The 20752-nt window shown below is 65.8% G+C and carries 13 protein-coding genes, 1 pseudogene and 1 riboswitch; of the genes and pseudogenes, 3 read left to right on the top strand and 11 right to left on the bottom strand.

Annotation, left to right across the window (positions count from 1 at the left end; genetic code table 11):
- Positions 1-6: 6 nt before the first annotated feature.
- Positions 7-627, bottom strand: coding sequence for an OmpA family protein (locus AACH00_RS04730; RefSeq protein ID WP_341397933.1), 621 nt, complete (start codon positions 625-627; stop codon positions 7-9).
- Between the two features lie 163 nt (positions 628-790).
- Positions 791-1408, bottom strand: a complete 618-nt coding sequence (locus tag AACH00_RS04735) for a Crp/Fnr family transcriptional regulator (protein WP_341397934.1) — start codon at positions 1406-1408, stop codon at positions 791-793.
- Between the two features lie 99 nt (positions 1409-1507).
- Positions 1508-1584: riboswitch (S-adenosyl-L-homocysteine riboswitch) on the top strand.
- A 60-nt stretch (positions 1585-1644) separates the two neighbouring features.
- Here AACH00_RS04735 and metH point away from each other — a divergent pair.
- Positions 1645-4395: a methionine synthase gene (gene metH, locus AACH00_RS04740; protein ID WP_341397935.1), complete on the top strand. Its 2751-nt coding sequence runs from the start codon at positions 1645-1647 to the stop codon at positions 4393-4395.
- Positions 4396-4451: 56 nt separating this feature from the next.
- Here metH and AACH00_RS04745 read toward each other — a convergent pair.
- The 3 genes and pseudogenes from AACH00_RS04745 to cysQ form a co-directional block, all read right to left on the bottom strand.
- Positions 4452-5843: pseudogene (locus AACH00_RS04745) on the bottom strand (capsule biosynthesis protein); the annotation flags it as partial.
- Complete coding sequence (locus AACH00_RS04750) at positions 5761-7812, bottom strand: capsular polysaccharide biosynthesis protein (RefSeq protein WP_341397936.1); 2052 nt, start codon at positions 7810-7812, stop codon at positions 5761-5763. The gene AACH00_RS04750 and the pseudogene AACH00_RS04745, both read right to left, overlap by 83 nt.
- Before the next feature lie 6 nt (positions 7813-7818).
- Positions 7819-8595, bottom strand: a complete 777-nt coding sequence (gene cysQ / locus AACH00_RS04755; protein WP_341397937.1) for a 3'(2'),5'-bisphosphate nucleotidase CysQ — start codon at positions 8593-8595, stop codon at positions 7819-7821.
- Positions 8596-9554: 959 nt separating this feature from the next.
- Between cysQ and cysD the strand changes: the two genes are divergently transcribed.
- Both cysD and cysN read left to right on the top strand, forming a co-directional pair.
- Complete coding sequence (cysD, locus tag AACH00_RS04760; RefSeq protein WP_341398054.1) at positions 9555-10454, top strand: sulfate adenylyltransferase subunit CysD; 900 nt, start codon at positions 9555-9557, stop codon at positions 10452-10454.
- Between the two features lie 116 nt (positions 10455-10570).
- Positions 10571-12475, top strand: a complete 1905-nt coding sequence (gene cysN, locus AACH00_RS04765; RefSeq protein WP_341397938.1) for a sulfate adenylyltransferase subunit CysN — start codon at positions 10571-10573, stop codon at positions 12473-12475.
- 174 nt (positions 12476-12649) lie between these two features.
- On the opposite strand, the gene AACH00_RS04770 is transcribed toward cysN, so the two are convergent.
- The 6 genes from AACH00_RS04770 to AACH00_RS04795 form a co-directional block, all read right to left on the bottom strand.
- On the bottom strand, positions 12650-13141 hold the full coding sequence (locus tag AACH00_RS04770) for a PEP-CTERM sorting domain-containing protein (RefSeq protein ID WP_341397939.1): 492 nt from the start codon (positions 13139-13141) through the stop codon (positions 12650-12652).
- 269 nt (positions 13142-13410) lie between these two features.
- Positions 13411-13902: an FxDxF family PEP-CTERM protein gene (locus tag AACH00_RS04775; protein WP_341397940.1), complete on the bottom strand. Its 492-nt coding sequence runs from the start codon at positions 13900-13902 to the stop codon at positions 13411-13413.
- A gap of 176 nt (positions 13903-14078) precedes the next feature.
- Positions 14079-15272 carry a hypothetical protein gene (locus AACH00_RS04780; RefSeq protein WP_341397941.1) on the bottom strand — a complete coding sequence of 398 codons (1194 nt, stop codon included), beginning with the start codon at positions 15270-15272 and terminating at the stop codon, positions 14079-14081.
- Between the two features lie 31 nt (positions 15273-15303).
- Positions 15304-16698: an undecaprenyl-phosphate glucose phosphotransferase gene (locus AACH00_RS04785; RefSeq protein ID WP_341397942.1), complete on the bottom strand. Its 1395-nt coding sequence runs from the start codon at positions 16696-16698 to the stop codon at positions 15304-15306.
- A gap of 14 nt (positions 16699-16712) precedes the next feature.
- On the bottom strand, positions 16713-18161 hold the full coding sequence (locus tag AACH00_RS04790) for a mannose-1-phosphate guanylyltransferase/mannose-6-phosphate isomerase (RefSeq protein WP_341397943.1): 1449 nt from the start codon (positions 18159-18161) through the stop codon (positions 16713-16715).
- A gap of 105 nt (positions 18162-18266) precedes the next feature.
- Positions 18267-20738: a tetratricopeptide repeat protein gene (locus tag AACH00_RS04795; protein ID WP_341397944.1), complete on the bottom strand. Its 2472-nt coding sequence runs from the start codon at positions 20736-20738 to the stop codon at positions 18267-18269.
- Positions 20739-20752 lie beyond the last annotated feature (14 nt).

Genomic DNA, 20752 nt, shown 5'->3' on the forward strand with positions numbered 1-20752 from the left:
CCGGGTTCAGCGCTTGACGTTGCCCGCTGCGGCGGGTGATGTCGACGGCGTTGCTGGTGGCGGGGGCGGCGGCAACTGGTTGTCGTCCAGCCGCTTCACCGGCCCGCTGCCGGGCATCAGGCGCAACTGCACCGCATCGCCGGTCACGGTTTGCACGGGCGCCAGGCGCCAGGCCGTGATGCCCTTGGTGTTCAGGTAGGCCCGCAAGGCACTGGCGCGGGCGTCGGCCTGCGCGCCGGGTGTGGAAATCTGCAAGCGCGCCGAGGGCTGCCGCTTCAGGCTGAGCACCAGCTTGTCGAGCACGCCCTTGATGGCCGGCTTGGCCGTCGCCGTGGCGCCTTCGAAGGAATGCACCAGCGGCACGCTCAGGCGCACCGAGCCGTCGGCTTCTTCCTGCACCCGCACGGGCGTGGGGTTGAACAGCTCTTTCAGCCAGGTGGCCTCGGCCAGCAGCGGAGACGGCTCGGCCGGCAACGCCACGGGGGCGACCGGCGCCGAGGCCGCAGCCACGGGCGCGGCGGGCACCACCACCGGGCGCTGCGGCGCTGGTGTGGCCACCGGCGCCACCGGAGCGGGGCGCGGCGGTGTGCCGCAGCCGGCCAGGCCGATGGCCAGCGCCGTGGCCAAGGCCCCGTTCAGAACCCATCGGTCAGCCCGGTATGGGGCTGGTCGTTGAACATGCATCTCGAAAACTCCCTGTGCCCGTGTGTTCACGGTGCGCTTGTCTTGTCTGGTTGGCAGGTCTCTGGCGTGCATGCTGGCCGAGGCTCCGGGGTGGCACGGCCACCGCTCAAGACTCGGGCTGGCTGCCCGGGCGGCCCTGGCGAACCGCTGCGCCGTCCATCACCTGCTGCAATTGCTGGCCCAGCACGTCGATCTCCTGCTGCATGGCCCGCACCAGCTGAGCATAGATGCGCTGCTGGCGGGCTGCCTCCCGCAGGCGGGCAGCCATGCGCTGGCCCAGGACATACATCAGCTTGGCCGCCACCTCGGGCTCCTCGCGCTGCATGCGCTGCAGGGCGCGGCGTGACAAGCCAGCGCCGATCACGGCAGTGGATGCCACGCAGCTGGCCACCCGGGCGCCGCCGTCGAGCAGCGCAATCTCGCCGATCAACTGTCCGGGCTGCAGCACCGAGATCACCACCGGGTCGGTGCGGCTGGCCACCATCGACTCCACCGTGGCTTCGCCGTGCAGCATCAGCACCATATAGCTGGCGTTGACCTGATCGCCCTCCTGCACGATGACCTGGCCCGGCCGGAACCGCATCAGGCGGGCGTGCGCCACCACCGCTCGGGCCTCTTCCTGACTGAGACCGTGCAGCGCATCAGCGGAACGCAGCATGCGAACGGCCAACTCGGCGTGATCAGGAAACTGCAGGATCGACGGTGCGGCAGGACTGGTGGGCATGGCGGAGTGGCACTAATTGCAACCCTGACGATACCTTGTTGGCATTTGCTTCGCCTGCTTGCCGGGCACGCCCCCACGGTCGTCCGTTAAAATTCCCACCACCAAGGAGCGTTGCAGCAACGTCGCCCCGTGCGACGGAGTCAGGCTTGGTACCGGATCAACGACGCTCACCCGCCCTGTGGGTGAGCTCCGTCCGTTGTTGTATTTCCCCGCCTGCCACCTGAGTTCTGCACGCCATGACCACCACCGCCCTGCCCGCCCTGCCCATGCGTCTTTCCGGCCTGGAGCCGGTCACGCTGGACGCCAGCACGCTGTTCGTCAACATCGGTGAGCGCACCAACGTCACCGGCTCGCGCGTGTTCGCCAAGATGATCCTGGCCGGCGAGTTCGAGAAGGCACTGGCCGTGGCCCGCCAGCAGGTCGAGAACGGCGCGCAGGTGATCGACATCAACATGGACGAGGCCATGCTGGACAGCCAGGCCGCCATGGTGCGGTTCCTGAACCTGATCGCCGGCGAGCCGGAAATCGCCCGTGTGCCCATCATGGTCGACTCCTCGAAATGGAGCGTCATCGAAGCCGGCCTGAAGTGCCTGCAGGGCAAGGGCATCGTCAACTCCATCTCGCTGAAGGAAGGCGAGGCCGAGTTCAAGCGCCAGGCCAATCTGGTTCGCCGCTACGGCGCCGCCGCGGTGGTGATGGCGTTCGACGAAAAGGGCCAGGCCGACACCTTTGCCCGCAAGATCGAGATCTGCGAGCGCGCCTACAAGGTGCTGGTGAACGAGGTCGGTTTCGCGGCTGAAGACATCATCTTCGACCCCAACATCTTCGCCATCGCCACCGGCATCGAAGAGCACAACAACTACGCCGTCGACTTCATCGACGCGACCCGATGGATCAAGCAGAACCTGCCCGGCGCCAAGGTGTCGGGCGGTGTGTCGAACGTGTCGTTCAGCTTCCGCGGCAATGAGCCCGTGCGCGAAGCCATCCACACCGTGTTCCTGTACCACGCCATCAAGGCTGGCATGGACATGGGCATCGTCAACGCCGGCATGGTCGGCGTGTATGACGACCTGGAGCCGGTGCTGCGCGAGCGCGTGGAAGACGTGGTGCTGAACCGCCGCCCGGACGCCGGCGAGCGTCTGGTGGAGATCGCCGAGAACGCCAAGGGCGCGGCCAAGGACGACAGCCAGCGCCTGGCCTGGCGCGCCGGCGACGTGAACGAGCGCCTGAGCCACGCGCTGGTGCACGGCATCACCGACTTCATCACCGAAGACACCGAAGAATGTTGGCAGGCGATTGCCGCCACCGGTGGCCGCCCGCTGCACGTGATTGAAGGCCCGCTGATGGCCGGCATGAACGTGGTCGGTGACCGCTTCGGCGCCGGCAAGATGTTCCTGCCGCAGGTGGTGAAGAGCGCCCGCGTGATGAAGCAGGCCGTGGCCCACCTGCTGCCCTACATCGAGGCCGAGAAAAAGGCGCTGATCGATGCCGGCGGCGAAGCCAAGCCCAAGGGCAAGATCGTCATCGCCACGGTGAAGGGCGACGTGCACGACATCGGCAAGAACATCGTCACCGTCGTTCTGCAGTGCAACAACTTCGAGGTGGTGAACATGGGCGTGATGGTGCCTTGCCAGGACATCCTGGCAAAGGCCCGTGAGGAGGGCGCCGACATCATCGGCCTGTCCGGCCTGATCACCCCGAGCCTGGAAGAGATGCAGCACGTGGCCGCCGAGATGGCCCGTGACCCGTGGTTCGCCGAGCGCGGCACGCCGCTGCTGATTGGCGGCGCCACCTGCAGCCGCGTGCACACCGCAGTGAAGATTGCGCCGAACTACGCCGGCCCGGTGGTGTACGTGCCCGATGCCTCGCGCGCCGTGGGCGTGTGCTCGGACCTGCTGAGCGACGAGCGGGCCGCCCGCTACATCGCCGAGCTGAAGGCCGACTACGAGCACGTGCGCCAGCTGCACGCCAACAAGAAGAAGACACCGCTGGTGAGCCTGGCCGCCGCCCGCGCCAACAAGGCGATGGTGAACTGGGCCGACAAGCCCGCGGCGCCGAAGTTCATCGGGCGCCGCGAGTTCCGCCAGTACGACCTGGCCGAGCTGGCCCGCTACATCGACTGGGCCCCGTTTTTCCAGACCTGGGACCTGGCCGGCCCCTACCCCGCCATCCTCGACGACGAGGTGGTGGGCGACACCGCGCGCAAGGTGTTTGCCGATGCGCAGGCCATGCTCAAGCAACTGATCGAGGGCCGCTGGCTGCAGGCCAATGGCGTGATGGCGCTGTACCCGGCCAACACCGTGGACGACGACACCATCGAGCTGTATGCCGATGAATCACGCAGCGAAGTGCTGCTGCGCTGGACGCCGCTGCGCATGCAGACCGAGCGCCCGGTGGTGGACGGCGTGAAGCGGCCGAACCGCTCGCTCGCCGACTTCGTGGCGCCCAAGGGCGTGCAGCCCGATTACGTCGGCCTGTTCGCCGTGACGGCCGGTCTGGGCGCCGACAAGAAGGCCAAGCAGTTTGAAGATGCGCACGACGACTACTCGTCCATCATGATCAAGGCCCTGGCCGACCGCCTGGCGGAGGCCTTCGCCGAGCGGCTGCACCAGCGTGTGCGCACCGAACTCTGGGGCTACGCCGAGGGCGAGGCCCTGAGCAACGAGGCGCTGATCGCCGAGCAGTACCAGGGCATTCGTCCGGCGCCGGGCTACCCGGCCTGCCCGGAACACGGCGTGAAGGCCGGCATGTTCGACGTGCTGCGCGCAACCGAGATCGGCATGGGCCTGACCGACAGCATGGCGATGACGCCGGCCGCCAGCGTCAGTGGCTTCTACCTGGCCCACCCGGAGGCGGCTTACTTCAACGTGGGCACCGTGGGCGCCGACCAGTCGGCAGCCTTCGCTGCAGCAGCGGGCGTGTCCGAGGTGGAAGCCGCACGTCGGCTGGTGTCGGTGCTGGACGACAAGCCCGGCGCGTCGGCGTAAAAGCTGGCGTTTAGCTGGGTCTGCTGCGTCAGGTAGGCGCGGTAGTTCAGGAACAGCTCGCGATCCACCTCGCCGGGCTGCTGCCAGAAAGTGTGCAGCGGCCCCGGGTGCACCAACCCCGGAATGGCGTACAGGCAATCACCCAGCGCCAGCACCGGCGTGTTGTGGAACATGGCCTGCAGGCCGGTGGTGCTGTTCACCGTGACCACGCCCTTGGCGGCGCGCAGCAACGTGGGCAGGTGCTGGTCGTGGATGTAGAGCACCCGGCCTTCCAGGCCCAGCGCTGCCACGCGGCTGCGAATCAGCTCGCGGTAATCACGGTAGGGCTTGTCCAGCGGATGGTGCTTGATGACAAGCAGGTCACCGGCAGGCGCGGCCTGCGCGAACGAATCGATCACCTCGTGGATGAACTGCTCGACGCTCTGGTACGGCGAGTGGCAGAGGATCTGCGCGTCGTTGTGCACCTGCAGCGGTACCAGGAAGTAGCGCTTGTGCTGCTCGGGCGCGGCCAGATAGGCTTGCGCGCGGCGCTCGACCCAGCGGCTTTCGTACTTGCGGCCAGCGCCGCGCACCCAGCGCAGGCCTTCCCGGATCGGGTGCAGGCAGCGGTGATGCTGGTAATGCGGGAAACGCTTGCGGCCCAGCCAGCAGGCCAGCGCGTAGGTCATCGCCAGGTTGGCCACCGTGCCGAATTGCTGGCCCGTGGGCTCAGGCGGCGGTGCGGGCTGGATGTCCAGTTCGCGGTAAAAGGTGGCGTCACGCGGCAGGCTGGATTCAGCATTCACGCCGCCCACCTCCAGCGTCACGTAATCGGGCCGCAGGTAGCCTTCTTCAAACACGTAGACGGGCACACCAGCGGCACGGGCCACGTCCACCGCCATCTGATGCAGGGGCCGGCTCTGGCCGAACAGCACCAGCGCATCGGCGCGGTGGCGATCCAGCAGGGCCCGCAGCGCGGCAGGCCATTGGGCCGTCGGTTGGTTGTAGGCCACCGCCGTGGGCGCCTCGCCACCGTGGCCGGTGCAGCCGGGCTCGCTCGAGAACCATTCATCACCGGCGTTGAAGTTCACCTTCTGCACCAGGGCGCCCTGCACGTGCAACCACGCCGCCAGCCGTGCGAAAAAAGGCCCCATGGGGCCTTGCAGCAGCAGCGGACGGCGACAGGCGCGCAGTCGGTCCAGGGAGGTAGGTAACAACATGTGGGTGCGGTTTGACAGCGCAGTGTAGGCCTGCCGTGTAAACGCACAGCCCCCCAAGAACGCCGACGAACACCCCCTAATGCGCCGCAATCCGCGATGACGTGACTTGATGCACCGCGGATGCCGGCCGGTTTCACGCTTGGTGCACGTTGGCGACCGGGCCTGCTCAGCCCCGCATGGCCACCCAGGCGCGCAGCACGTGGCGCCACAACTGCGACAACACGCGCCGCGCGGCCGGTGCTGCGGCATCTTCGGCCCGCCAGCGCTGCAGCTCCGCCAGCACGTCTTCAGGAGAGGTGAACTTGTCGGAGCGTGCGCTCACATAGCTGGGATAGCCTATCAACGCTGCAGCCACCAGCGCATCGATGCTGATGTCAGTGCCAGTCCAGGGTGGCGGTTGCCGGTCTTGCGTGAGGCCGCGGCCGGCGTAAAACGGCCAGCCCCAGGTCACCACTGGCCGACCACGCAGCAGAGCCTCGAAGCCGGCGAGCGAGGTCATCACATGCACCTCATCCACGGCCCTGAGCAGGGCGTCCATGGGCACATCGGTCACGATCTCCTCGCACCACGAGGCAGCCTCCTGCTCACCCTGGCCTTTCGCACGCAGCCCGGCCACGACGTCGGGGTGGGGCTTCCACACGATGTGCGCGTCGGGTCGGGCCCGGCGCACGGCCTGCAGCAGGCCGATGTTGGTGCGCACGCCGGGTGCGCCGGCCAGCACGGCGGCATCGGTTTCCACCTGGCCGACCACCAGCACCACGGCCTTTGGCGTGGCCGGACGGCGCCAGACGCCGCCACCCACGTTGTACTTGGTCAGGCCCGCCTCGAGGATGGCTTGGCGCAGGTGGGCGGCGCGGGCCAGCAAGGCGGGCTCGAAGGTGTGGGCACGGGCCAGCAGCGCCAGCAGGTCGGAGTTGGTGGCGGGGTCGTAGTGCATGCCGCCAGCGTCCACCACCCATGAAAGCGGCCGGCGCAGCGCGGCGCCCAAGCCCACCGAGCGCAGGAAACCGTCTTCCAGCCGCAGCACACCGGCCAGGTGGCCTGACGGCAGATCAGGCGGTACCGGCTGGCGGCCCCACAGCACCAGCGTGCTGCCGGCGGGCACCGCATCACCGCGGCCGATGAAGCGAACATGGCTGCCTTGCAGGAACTGCCGCACCAGCGGCCGCTTCCACCAGCTGAAGCCCTGCGCCACCAGCTCGGGCGCAAAGCGCTCACGCTGCTGGCGTTGCAAGGCCATCCAGCTGACCAGCGCTTCCACCTCACAGCGCTCACCGGTGTCGGGGTGCACATAGCGCGGGTAGGCGACCAGGGCGGCATGCACCAGCGCTTCCAGGCTGGCGGCACCACGCCGGGCGGGCGCGGGCAGCTCGTCCTGCGTCAAACCCCAGCCGGCATAAAACGGCATGCCGAAGCAGCGCACGGGCTTGCCCCAGAGCAGGGCTTCAAAGCCGAGCTGCGAGGTCACCACGTACACCGCGTGCACGGCTTCCAGCACACCAGCCGGGTGAACATCGGTGGCCAGCAGCGTGACGCGGGCAGCGTCGGCGTCGCTCAGGGTCGAGCTCAAGCCCGCACGCAAATCGGCCATGTGCAGCCAGCCACGCTTGCGGCCCGCCACCACGTCGGGGTGCACCTTGAGGATGATCCGGCGCTGCGGATGCTCGGCCAGCGCGGCATCCAGCATGCGCTGAAAGCTCGCGATATTGGCCTGCCCGTGCAGCACCGACGCATCACCATGGGTTTGATCGACCACCAGCACCGCGCCGGTGGCATCGAGTTGCACATCGTCGCGCGCGGCGTTGTATTTGGAGATGCGGGCGCTGCACCAGGCTTGCTGCAATGCGCGGGCGCGTGCCGCTTCAGCCGGCGTCACGCCCTCAGCAATCAGGCGTTCCAGGCGCGAGGGCTGGCTGGCGTCGTAATAGATGCCAAGGTCGTCAATCACCACCGAACACGGCGGGTCGTCAGGCCCCAGGCCCACCGAGCGCAGGAAGCCATCTTCCAGCCGCAGCAGTGGCAAGCCGTGCGCTCGGGCATATGCGGCGGCACGGGCTGCGCTGGGCTTCAGGCCCCAGGCCAGCACGGCATCGGCCGCCGGCTTGTGACAAGCCGTGCGCCGGCTGGCGCGCACTAGTTGCGCGTCATTCAGCAGCGCGGGCAGCGGCGCCAGCCCGGCCAGCCCCGGCCCATGCAGCAACCAGCGCGGCAGGCTCACCCCAGCTCAGAGGCCGCTGGCCGCGAAGTGGGGGTTGTCGAAACCGGGCTTGCCGTAGCGCAGGTCAGTGCCATCAGACACCACGGTCACGCGGCCACCGGCAGCCCGCAGCACGGCGTCGCCCGCGGCAATGTCCCACTCCATCGTGCGTCCCAGGCGAGGGTAGAGGTCAGCCTCACCGGCCGCCACCAGACACAGCTTCAGTGAAGAGCCCGCATTGGTGCGCGAAGCCACCACGCGGCCATTCAGGAAGGCGTCGAGCGCGGTTTCATCACCGTGCGAGCGGCTGGCCACCACCGTCAGGCCCTCAGCGGGCACAGCGCGGCACGCAATGCTGCGGCGGCCGGCGGCGTCTTCCAGCCACGCGCCGTGGCCCACCGCGCCGCCAAACAGGCGGCCGATCGCCGGGGCATACACCAGGCCCAGCACCGGGCGGCCGCCGTCAATCAAGGCGATGTTGACGGTGAACTCACCGTTGCGGCTGATGAATTCCTTGGTGCCGTCCAGCGGGTCGACCAGGAAAAATCGGCCTGCCACCTCGGGCACGTGCCCGGCAGCCACGGCTTCTTCGGCCACCACCGGAATATCAGGGGCGATCTTGGCCAGGCCTGCCAGGATCACGGCTTCGGCTTGCTGGTCGGCCAGCGTCACCGGGGAAGCGTCAGATTTGTTCACCACCGAGAAGTCGGTGGCGTAGATGCCCATGATGACTTCACCGGCTGCATGCACCAGCGGCGTCAGCTCTTCCAGCAAGCGAGGCAGATCGAGGTTGGCTTGTGACATTGGTGGGGTTGCAGCGGTTAGGGGGTGCCCGATTGTGCACGGCACATGCGAAAATCAGCCCCCTAAAACATTTATTGACCTGACTTGTGTCGACGCTGACGCCTGACATCGCTGAACTCAACCAACGCCGCCGGCGTGCGGTGGAGTTGCGCCTGGACGGCCTCACGCTCAACAACATCAAGGAGTCGACCGGCCTGAGCGTGCCCACCATCATCAGCGCCTGGCAGGCGTTCGTGGCGGGCGGCTGGCAGGCGATTGATGTGGCGGCCCGGGGCCGGCCCCGTGGCGACGGCCGGGTGCTGAGCGCCGAGCAGGAAGCCGAGTTGCGCCACAGCGCGCTGCACACCCCACCTGAGCAGCACGGCCTGCCGGCCGGCCTGTGGGACGTGGCCGCGCTGCAAACCCTGGCGCAGCAGCGCTGGGGCACCGAGTTGAACAACCGCGCGGCCACCCGCCTGCTGGAGCGCTGGCAGCTGGGTGTGCAGGGCCTGCGGGAAACCGCCGAGCGCCACCCGACTCACCTCGACTGGCTGGACACCACCTGGCAAAGCCATGTGAAACGCGGCCAGCAGGGTGGTGCGCGCCCGTGGTGGGCTGGCAGCATCAGCCACCCTGATGTGGCCGCTCCCGGCGGCGTGCGCGTGGCCATCACGCCGCGTGGCAGCCTGCACTGGCTGGGCACCGGGCACCTCGGCAGCGCGGCAGACATCGAATCCTTCCTTGAGCGCTTGCCAGAGGCGCACAGCCAGGGCGCCTGCGTGCATCTGCACGGCGTGGCGTTTGGCGCATCGCCGCGTCTGCTGGCATGGCTCGCTGAGCGGCCGCACATCGAGGTGCTGGCTTGCCCGGTCGCTCCTGCCCGGCCGCAAGCCAAAGCCGCCACCCCTATTTCAGCCCCAACTGCCGCGCCCAAACCGGCAGTTCCCTCACTTTCCATCCCGCCCAGAACGGACCATCCCATGAGCTTGACCCACCTTCAGCGTCTGGAAGCCGAGAGCATCCACATCATGCGCGAGGTCGTCGCCGAGGCTGACAACCCGGTGATGCTGTATTCCATCGGCAAGGATTCAGCCGTGATGCTGCACCTGGCCCGCAAGGCGTTTTACCCCGCCCCGCCGCCCTTCCCGCTGCTGCATGTGGACACCACCTGGAAGTTCCGGGCGATGTACGAGATGCGCGATCGCATGGCCAAGGAACTGGGCATGGACCTGCTGGTGCACCACAACCCTGAAGCACAGGAGTTGGGCATCAACCCGTTCACCCACGGCTCGCAGATCCACACTGACATGTGGAAGACGCAAGGCCTGAAGCAGGCGCTCGACAAGTACAACTTCGACGTGGCCTTTGGTGGCGCCCGTCGCGACGAGGAAAAGAGCCGGGCGAAGGAGCGCATCTTCTCGTTCCGTTCGGCACAGCACCGCTGGGACCCGAAGAACCAGCGCCCGGAACTCTGGCGCCTGTACAACGGCCGCAAGCTGAAGGGCGAATCGATCCGCTGCTTCCCGATCTCGAACTGGACCGAGCTGGACATCTGGCAATACATCCACCTCGAGAACATCCCTATCGTGCCGCTGTACATGGCCGCTGAGCGCCCGGTTGTGGACCGTGACGGCACGCTCATCATGGTCGACGACGACCGCTTCCCGCTGCGCGAAGGCGAAGTGCCGATGATGAAGAAGGTGCGCTTCCGCACGCTGGGTTGCTACCCGCTGTCGGGCGCCGTGGAGTCGGAAGCCGAGTCGCTCACCGACATCATTCAGGAGATGCTGCTGACGCGCACCTCCGAGCGCCAGGGCCGCATGATCGACCACGATGCCGCAGCCTCGATGGAGAAGAAGAAGCAAGAAGGGTACTTTTGAGCCCCCACGCTCCCTGGCGGTCGCTGCCCCCCCAAGGGGGCTCGCGCAGCGGCCCGGCAAAGCCGGCTCCGCGCACGCCACTTGGTTAAAACCACAGAATCTCTGAAGGAATCGACATGGCCCACGTATCAGACCTGATCGCCAGCGACATCGAGCAATACCTCAAGCAGCACGAGCGCAAGAGCCTGCTGCGCTTCATCACCTGCGGCTCGGTGGACGATGGCAAATCGACCGTCATCGGCCGGCTGCTGTATGAATCGAAGATGCTCTTCGAAGACCAGCTCGCCGCCATCGAGAACGACTCCAAGAAGTGGGGCACGCAGGGTGGCGACATCGACTTCGCCCTGCTGGTGGACGGCCTGGCCGCCGAGCGCGAGCAAGGCATCACCATCGACGTCGCTTACCGCTTCTTCAGCACCGACCGCCGCAAGTTCATCGTCGCCGACACCCCGGGCCACGAGCAGTACACGCGCAACATGATCACCGGTGCGTCCACCGCTGACGTGGCCGTGATCCTGATCGATGCGCGCAAGGGCGTGCTGACGCAAACCCGCCGCCACAGCTACCTGGTCAGCCTGATCGGCATCCGCAAGGTGGTGCTGGCGATCAACAAGCTCGATCTGGTCGACTACTCGCAAGAGGTGTTCAACCGCATCAACGAGGAATACCGCGAGTTCGCCAAGCAGATCGGCCTGGACGACATCACGTCCATCCCGTTGTCGGGCCTGAAGGGCGACAACATGCTCGAGCGCAGCCCGAAGACCCCGTGGTACCAGGGCCCGACGCTGATGGGTTTCCTGGAAACCTGCGAGATCGACGAAACCCGCCTGCAGAAGGAGGCCTTCCGCCTGCCCGTGCAGTGGGTGAACCGCCCGAACCTCGACTTCCGCGGCTTCTGCGGGGTGATCACCAGCGGCGCCATCAAGCCGGGCGACCGCATCCGCGCCCAGCCCTCGGGCAAGGAAAGCAAGGTCGCGCGCATCGTCACCCTGAACGGTGATCTGCCTGAAGCCGTGGCCGGCCAAAGCGTGACGCTGACGCTTGAAGACGAGATCGACATCTCGCGCGGCGACGTCATTTCGCTGGCCGAGAGCCCGGCCGAAGTGGCTGACCAGTTCGAGGCCACCATCGTCTGGATGACCGACGAGCCGATGCTGCCCGGCCGCCCTTACCTGCTGAAGATCGGCACCCAGACCGTGACGGCCACGGTGACCGAGCCGAAGTACAAGGTGAACGTCAACACGATGGAGCACCTGGCCGCCAAGAAGCTCGATCTCAACGAGATCGGCGTGGTGAACCTGGCACTTGACCGCCCGATCGCGTTTGATCCGTACAAGATGAACCGCGATACCGGCGGCTTCATCCTGATCAACCGCCTGACCAACAACACGGTCGGTGCCGGCATGCTGCACTTCGCGCTGCGCCGCGCCCACAACATCCACATGCAGCCGGTGGACGTGAACAAGCAGGCACGCGCCAGCGCCAAGGGCCAGCGCCCCGGCGTGGTGTGGCTGACGGGCTTGTCAGGGGCTGGCAAGTCGACGATTGCCAACATCGTGGAGCGAAAGCTGCACGCGATGGGCCGCCACACCTACCTGCTGGACGGCGACAACGTGCGCCATGGCCTGAACAAGGACCTGGGCTTCACCGAAGCCGACCGGGTGGAGAACATCCGCCGGGTGTCCGAGGTGTCGCGCCTGATGGTGGACGCCGGCCTGATCGTGATCACCGCGTTCATCTCGCCGTTCAAGTCGGAACGTGCGATGGCCCGCCAGCTGATGCAGGACGGCGAGTTTGTCGAGGTGCACGTGGACACCCCGCTGGCCGTGGCTGAAGACCGCGACGTGAAGGGCCTGTACAAGAAGGCACGCCGCGGCGAGATCGCCAACTTCACGGGCATCTCCAGCCCGTACGAAGAACCGGACGCACCGGAGCTGCGCGTGAACACCACCACCTGCTCGGCCGAAGAAGCCGCGGATGTGGTGATTGCGCGTATTCGAGAGCTGGGGCTGATCGACTGAAGTTGAGGGCGCGCTGGGGCAATGGCCCCATTTTGCGCGCCGAGTGGGGCAAGCTGGGTGGGGCATTTGCCCCACCCATTTGACCCAGCAACCGAAATCCGGCGCCTCAAGCCCATCGAAGCGCCAACAAAAAACCCCGCCTAGGCGGGGTTTTTCATGAGCGCTGATGCGAGATCAGGCTTGCTTGCGGCGACGCGACATCAGGCCCAGAGCGGCCAGGCCAGCGGCGAACATCGCGTAGGTTTCGGGTTCCGGCACGGGAGTGATGGTGTAAGCCACGTCGTAGCCACCCTTCTTGCCCTTGGACACGTCCGTGTTCAGGAAGATCTTGTCGGCCTTGGTCAGCGTGAACGTGCCGGTGTACAGGCCGGGCGACAGCGTAGCCGGCTCGGTCAGGATACGGAAGTCGTCGACGCCGTTGAAGTACTTGTCACCCGAGGTGCTCAGCCAGGCAACGTCAACAGTGGTCTTGCCGCTGGTGACGAACTGGAACGAGTACGAGTAGGTGCCTGCTTCCAGCTTGGTGAAAAAGCTGGCGTTGCCGGTCAGATGAGCATCATTGCCGGTGAGCGAGTTGTAGCTCAGGTCGGTGCCGATGTCGGTGTTGGCGGCAAAGGAAGCGACTGACGCCACTGCCAGAGCCGAAGCGATGATGAATTTTTTCATGAATAACCCCCACTTGATGAGGCAAAACGGACCTTCCGCCTCGCCGATTTCCTGTAGTGAATCTTAAGCGTCACAAATTGATACGTCAAACCTTCAACCCCCATCCATTGGGGGGAGGGCGTCGTGCAAAGTTGGCGAATCAGAAGCCGAATGCGCCAGAAAGCGAATGGCACTAGTGGCGAGCACTACCCGAGCCCGAGGGAACAAGCCTCGGGAATTGCCAACAAAAAACCCGCCGAAGCGGGTCTTTTGCGAGCGCTGATGCGAGATCAGGCTTGCTTGCGGCGACGCGACATCAGGCCCAGAGCGGCCAGACCAGCGGCGAACATGGCGTACGTCTCGGGTTCCGGCACCGGGGTGATGGAATAGGCCACGTCGTAGCCGCCCTTGGCAGGCTTCAGCGCGTCGATGTTCAGGAAAATCTTGTCGTTCTTGGTCAGCGTGAAGGTGCCGGTGTAGGTGCCAGCGGCAGCCGACGTGTTCGAAAACAGCACCTTGAAGTCTTCAGGGTCGGAGAACGAGTTGTTGCCCGTCGTGCTCAACCAAGCAGAAGCCAGGGTGGTCTTGTTGTCGGCCTCGAACTGGAACGAGTACGAATAAGTACCGGCAGTCAGGTTGGCAAAGAAGCTGGCATTGGCGGCCACGTGAGCATCATTCCCGGTGAGCGAGTTGTAGCTCAGGTCGGTGCCGATGTCGGTGTTGGCGGCGAAGGAGGCGACTGACGCCACTGCCAGAGCCGAAGCGATGATGAATTTTTTCATGAATGATCCTAAATTGAGGAGGCAAAACGGACCTTCCGCCTCGCCAATGTCGTCTAACGAATGTTAGGCGTCACAAATTGCTACGTCAAACCCCTGCACCCCCGACCTTTGGGGGAAGGTGTCGTGCATAGTTGGCAAAAACACCTCAGAAACAGACAAGCAAAATTTAAGCCACCTCAGCGCCACCACAGCTGACCGTAACAAGAGGCAACGTTGGCATTGAAGGCGTAGGTGAGCAGCGCGTTGGCATTTCCCACGCTGCGTTGCTCACGCTGCAGACGGCAGCCCAGCTCCACCGCGCGCATAGGCTGGTAGCTGGCGGCCACCGACAATGTGTGGGTGGCGTCTGAGGCCTGCTGCGCCTCGGTGAGCACCAGAAAGGTGCTGTCGATCTGCCGCTGCACCCGGCGCGCCTGCACTTGCACATTCACCTTGGAGGTGGCCAGCCAGTTGCCCGTCACTTCAAAGGTGGTGCGCAGCTTCGCATCGGCCAGCACGCTGCCTTGGTCGCTGGCGCCGGCGTCACTGTCACGCACCACGCGGGTCGTCAAACCCAGCTTGCCGGTGGGCTGCCAAGCCCATTTCACCGAACCCGCCCAATAGGTGGTGCTGCGGGCGATTTGCAAGCTGTGGCGTTCCCGGCTGACCGCCGCAGAGGCGTCAACCGTGCTGGCACCACTGGGCCGCCAGAAAACGACCGTACGGAGTTCGTTGCGGGTGAACTCGTCTCCGGTCGAAAGGCGCGGGTACTCACCCTCAGCGTAGGCCACTGCGCCGCGAATACTGAAATCAGACTGCGGCTGCCAGCGCACGCCCATGTCGGCCTTGCGCCAGTTGAGGTCACGATTCGCAAAACGCTCGGCTGAGAAGTTCCGCCGATAGTTTTCGAAGCCGGCATCAAAGGTGAAAGCCGTGACGACACCAACACGAGCGCGAGCGAAAACGCGGTCAACACGCTGCTCCGTCTTTTCAGTGACGGGCGTCACCGTACGCAGGTCGTACAAGAACAACTCACTGGAGGCCTCCGCCCCGACCTCACCACTCCACAGCCCTGCCGCCGTCCAGTCCAGACCCACATCGGCCTGATAACTGTTGTTGTTCAGGTAGTCGAGTTTGCTGTAACGGTTCACGTCATAGGACGCGCTCGCATGCATGCGGTGGCGGCCCAGCGGCTGGTCCAGCATCAAGCGCAGGCCGGATGCAGAGACGGTGTCGCTTTGCGCTGCAGCGTCAATCGCGCGCAGCACGTTGGAGTCACGCACGAACTGCTGCGACACGGCCACGCCGTAGGGGCTGGTTTCAGCGCGGGCGGCACCAGCCAGGGCCAGCGGGGCCAGCAAGGCGGCCAGAAGACGGGGTTTGAATTGCACGGGTAAAACCTTTAAGGCAGGCCGGCGGCGCTCAATAAGCGCTGCGGTCAAAGAACATCAGCTTGGCGGTGCGGGCGATGATGAGCAAGTCGAGGCCCAGCGACCAGTTGCGCAGGTATTCGAGGTCGTACTCCACCCGGCGCGCCATCTTGTCGAGCGTGTCGGTTTCACCGCGCAGGCCATTCACCTGAGCCCAGCCGGTGATGCCTGGCTTCACCTTGTGGCGGGCCATGTAGGCCTTCACGATCTTGCGGTATTGCTCGTTGTGGGCCACGGCGTGCGGGCGCGGGCCCACGATGCTCATGCGGCCCTGCAACACGTTCACGAACTGCGGCAACTCGTCGAGCGAGGTGCGGCGAATGAACGCGCCAAACGGCGTGATGCGGCTGTCACCCCGGGTGGCCTGCTTCACTTCGCTGCCGTTGTCTTGGGTGGTCATCGAGCGGAACTTGTAGACGTCGATGATTTCGCCGTCCAGGCCCGTGCGGCGCTGGCGGAAAATCACCGGGCCGGGTGAGCTCATCTTCACGCCAATGGCCAAACCCACCAGTATGGGGGAAATGCCGATCAGGATGAGCGACGACAACACGATGTCGCTGGCCCGCTTCACCAAACCGTTCACACCGGTGAACGGCGTGACGATCAAGCCCACCACCGGCACGCCGCCCATGTCTTCCAGGCGGCCTTGAATGATGTTCACACCGAACACATCGGGCACAAAGTGCAGCGAAGCCGTGGTGTTCTGCAGCGCGGCCATCAAATTCAGGATGCGAGGCTGCGACGTGAGCGGCAGCGTGATGAACACGTCTTTCACGCCGTGCTCGTCAATGTAGCCCGCCAGCAAATCCAGCTTGCCCAACAGTTGGTGGCCCTCTGGCACCGAGATGCGGTCGTCGGCGCGGTCGTCAAAAAAGCCCAGGCACTGATGGCCCAGCTGACGACGAGCCACCAGCATCTTGGCCACACGCTCACCCATGGCGTTGGCGCCCACCACCACGGCGGGCCTCCGCGCTGAAGGCAGGCTGGCATGGTGGTGCATCCAGGCGGTGCCGCCGGCGGTCAGTAGCCACAACACCATTGGTGTGCCTACACCCCAGGCCAGCAACATGTGTTTGTTGAATCCGCCCAGTGCACCGGTGGCGTAACCCAGCATAGCCAGCACAAACAGCACGCTGACCCATGACAAGGCAATGTCGATGAACACACCCACGCCGGTCTTGCCGAAGCGATTGACCCCCGGGAACATCAACACCACCAGCAAGGCCAGCAGCGCCATCGAAGGGCCTTCAAACGCCTGTCCAAACGCCGAGTGGCACACGCCCAGCATGATGCCGGCGACCGCCGGCTCCATCAGGGCAGACACCCCCGCCGCCACCGTGGGTGGGGCACTCAAAAACTGCTTGCGTGCACTGCGTTCTTCAAACATGGATGCGGGTCGGTTCAGGCCGTGCGGCCGTAGGTATCTTCAAATCGAACAATGTCGTCTTCGCCCAGGTAGCTGCCCGATTGAACTTCAACAATTTCCAGGTCGAGCTTGCCGGGGTTGGCCAAGCGGTGCACCTCACCCAGCGGAATGTAGGTGCTCTGGTTCTCGGTCAGCAGGATCTTGCGTTCGCCCACCGTCACTTCGGCTGTGCCACTCACCACAATCCAGTGCTCGGCGCGGTGGTGGTGCATCTGCAGGCTCAGGCTGGCGCCCGGCTTGACCATGATGCGCTTCACCTGAAAGCGCGGGCCCATGTCGATGCTGTCGTACCAACCCCAGGGGCGGTGCACCTTGCGGTGCACCAGTTGCTCGCCGCGGCTAGCGCCACCCAGACGGTTGACGATCTTCTTCACATCCTGGCTGCGGCTGCGGTCGGCCACCAGCACGGCGTCAGCGGTTTCCACCACCACCACATTGCTCAGGCCCACCGTGGCCACCAAGCGGCCGCTTGAGTGCACATAGGTGTTGGTGCTGTCTTCCAGCAGCGCGTCGCCAACCGCCACGTTGCCATTGGCGTCTTTGGGGGCTACTTGCCACACGGCGTCCCAGGCGCCCAGGTCGTTCCAGCCTGCGTCCAGCGGCACCATGCGGATGTCGAAGGCACTGCCGGGGCAGTGCTCCATCACGGCGTAGTCCACCGACTCAGAAGGTACTTGCTCAAACTCGGCCTTGCCGGGGCGCACAAAACGGCCATCACTGCTGCGCGCGGCCCAGGCTGCCTGCGTGGCGGCGAGGATGTCTGGACGGAACTGGCCCAAGGCCTTCAGCCAAACCGAAGCCTTCACCACGAACATGCCCGAGTTCCAGCTGTAGCCGCCTTCCGCCAGGTAGCGCTGCGCAGTGGCCAGGTCAGGCTTCTCAACGAACTGCGCCACGGTACGGGCGCCATCGGCACTGGCTTCACTGCGGATGTAGCCATAACCCGTCTCCGGCGCATTCGGCGTGATGCCCAGAATGGCAATGGCGCCACCAGCCGCCACACGCACCGCCTGTTGCAAAGCCGCCGTGAACGCCGCGGCGTCGCCCATGGTTTGATCCGCCGGGCTGACCACCAAAACGGGGTCAGAGTCATTTTCCTGAGCTTGCAAGGCGCCCAGCGTCAGCGCCGGTGCGGTGTTGCGCGAAGCGGGCTCCAGCAGCACGGCTGCCGGCTCGACCTTGATTTCACGCAACTGCTCAAGCGCAAGAAAGCGATGTTCGGCGTTGCCCAGCACCACCGGCGCAGCGACCGTGATGTCTGCCGCCCCCAAACCCATCAGGCGCGCGGTGGCCTGTTGAAACAAGCTGTCATCGCCAGACAGCACCAGGAACTGCTTGGGGTAGCCGGCCCGCGACAACGGCCACAGGCGGGTACCACTGCCGCCGGCCATGATCAGTGGCAGCACTTGAACTTGAGCACTCATGCTATTCGTACCTGGAAAGTGTTCTGAAATGTGTATTGCGATCGATTGTCACTGACCAGCGTGACGCCCGACGTATATCGAGCGGTTACAGCCCCGATACAGCTCTCATGGCGCTGCACCGGCACCACACCGGGTGGCAGCCAGCTCGCGGGCTGCCTCAGGCACCGGGCCATACCAAGCCAATTGAGGGTTGGGCGGCATCACCACCAGGGGCGCCACCACATCACCCAAACGCACCGGACCCAGCGCATGCTGAAGGGCCTGGAACCACAGCGCGTCGGCCTGCTGGCTCTGGGTGTTGAAGCGGTTCAGCGGCGCGGGCAGGCTGGTGCGGCGCCACAGCATGGCCGCACAGTTGCCGGGCTGCAAAGGCCGCTCGGGCCTGAATTGCAGGTGCAAGCCCGGCCCCACACGCAGCGCGCGCGGCCGAACTGCCACCCAATCAGGGTTCGCCTGCAGCGCAGCGCACTGCACGGCCAGCAAATCCGGGTGCCACCACTGGCCAGGTGCGGCCAGCGCCAGCAGCGGTGCCTGGGCCTGCTGCACGACGTGATTGCGGGCATGGCCGGGGCCTTGCCACAACGGAACTGCCACCGTGCGCACCCGCGCATCGGAAGCGGCGACCTGCGCCGTCAACGGCCAAGCAGCAGGCCAATCGTCGGCGTGCGCCAGCAATACCTCCAGGGCCACACCCTGCTGCGCCAAGACCGCCTGCAGCGTGGCAGCCACGGCGGCATCTTCGCCTTCGACGTTCAACAATACGCTGACGACCGGCTCAGCCCCTGCCTGTGGAGCGGCCTGGAGCTCATCAGCAACCACGGCAAGCGCACCAGCTTGATGCCAAGGGGCGTCAAGCGCAGACAGTCGCCAAGGCCGCGCGCCCACCGACTGCAGCAAGGGGTTGAATGCCGCAGCCGCAGCTGCGTATTGACTATCGGCTTGCAGCAAACCCGCCAGCGTACTCACCAGATCGACGTTCAAAGGCCGCAGGGCGACACGCCTGTGCGCCTCATCCAGCAAGCCAGGCAAACCAGCGCTACCTTCCGCGACGTTCACAGCGGCCAAGGCCAGCACATGGTCTTGCACCGCGGCTGGCGCGGCCCAGCGCCACGCGTCAGCCGGCCCAGCTTGCTCGCCCCAAGCCACCAGAAAGCCGGGGGCTTTCAGGCCATGCAGGCAGATGTCGGCCATGCGGGTGCTCAAGGCTTCGCGGGGTTCGCCTTCAAGCTCGGCCTGTCGCAACACCGCCAAGGCGGCGTCCAACTGGCCCAGCCTGATCAGGGCGCCGTAGCGCACCACCAGCACCTGCCAGCGCACATCAGCCACGGGCCACAACTGGCGCGCGGCCTCAATGTTCACGGCGTCAAGGGCTTGCAGGGCCACATCAGGCCAGCCTTGCTGCAGCAGCAAGCGCGCCACCATCAAGCCCTGCATCGGGTGGAGGTTGGCAGCCAAGGGCAGCGTTTGGCCGCGGGCGGCACAAAGCGCCAGCTCCAGCAAAGGCACCCAGGCCACTGCCGTGGTGTTATCAGCTTGTTGCTGCAACGTGTGCAGGGCCATCTCCAGCGCTTCGCCCCAGCCCTCGCCCACCAGCAGCACCAAGGCCTCCACCAAAGCGGCGGCTGGCTGCTTGCCGCCGCCTGGCGCGCTGACCAGTTCGGTGTGCAGCAAGGCATGCACCACATGCGCTGCGAGGAAGGGAACATCTGCCTGACCGAGCGTGGCCCGCATCGCCGTCATCAAGGTGGCGCGGCCGGAAGGCAAGTTCTCTGGCTGGGCCAGGCATTCACGGGCCTGCGCGAATTCGAGCTTGTCGAGGTGAACCGACGCCTCTGCCAAGGCCCACTGCGGCGCTTCGGGCTCGGCCTGCCGAAGGCGCTGCACCACCGTCTGGGCCAAGGCGTGATCGCCAAATCGACGCGCTGCGCGCAGCACACCTTTGGCCACACGCAACGGCGCCTTGGGTTGGGCCAGCAGCGCCTGGGCTACGGCAAACGCCTGCGGGTGCTGCCCCAGTTGCGTGTGGCAAGCCAACACACCCAGCGACGCTTCAGGTTCGAACCGCTCACGCGTCTGGAGCACCTGCCATGCCGACAGCGCCAACACGGGCTGCTGCAGCTTGGTGGCCGAACGCGCCACCCACTCCTGCATGGGCCACCGGTTGGCATCGTGAGCCAGCACCCGCTGTGCGGCCTGCAAGCTGCCTTGCGCATCACCCAGGTGCCACAAGCACTTGGCCTTCAGTGCCCACATGGGGATGCGGCCGGGCTCAGCCTCCAGCACCCGATTGATGGACTCCATGGCCTCGGCCCATCGGCCCAGTGCTGTGAGCGCACGTGCCAGCCCGACCTGAGACACCAGGCGGTCCGGCGCCGCCTCCAAGCTGGCGCGCCAGCGCTGCTCGGCTTGCGCCCAGTCTTCAAGGCCTTCGGCCACCCGCGCGGCTTCGTCCCACAGGCGAGCCGGCACACGGTACTCGCCATCGCGTGCAGCCCAAGCGGCTTCTGCGGCTTCAAATTGCTGCAAGGCCACCAAGTGGTCGAGGCGATCGAGCAGGGCCTGAGCGTTACTGTGCATGTGCAATTTCCATG

The organism is Ideonella margarita, assembly GCF_038066635.1.
Classification (GTDB): domain Bacteria; phylum Pseudomonadota; class Gammaproteobacteria; order Burkholderiales; family Burkholderiaceae_C; genus Ideonella; species Ideonella margarita.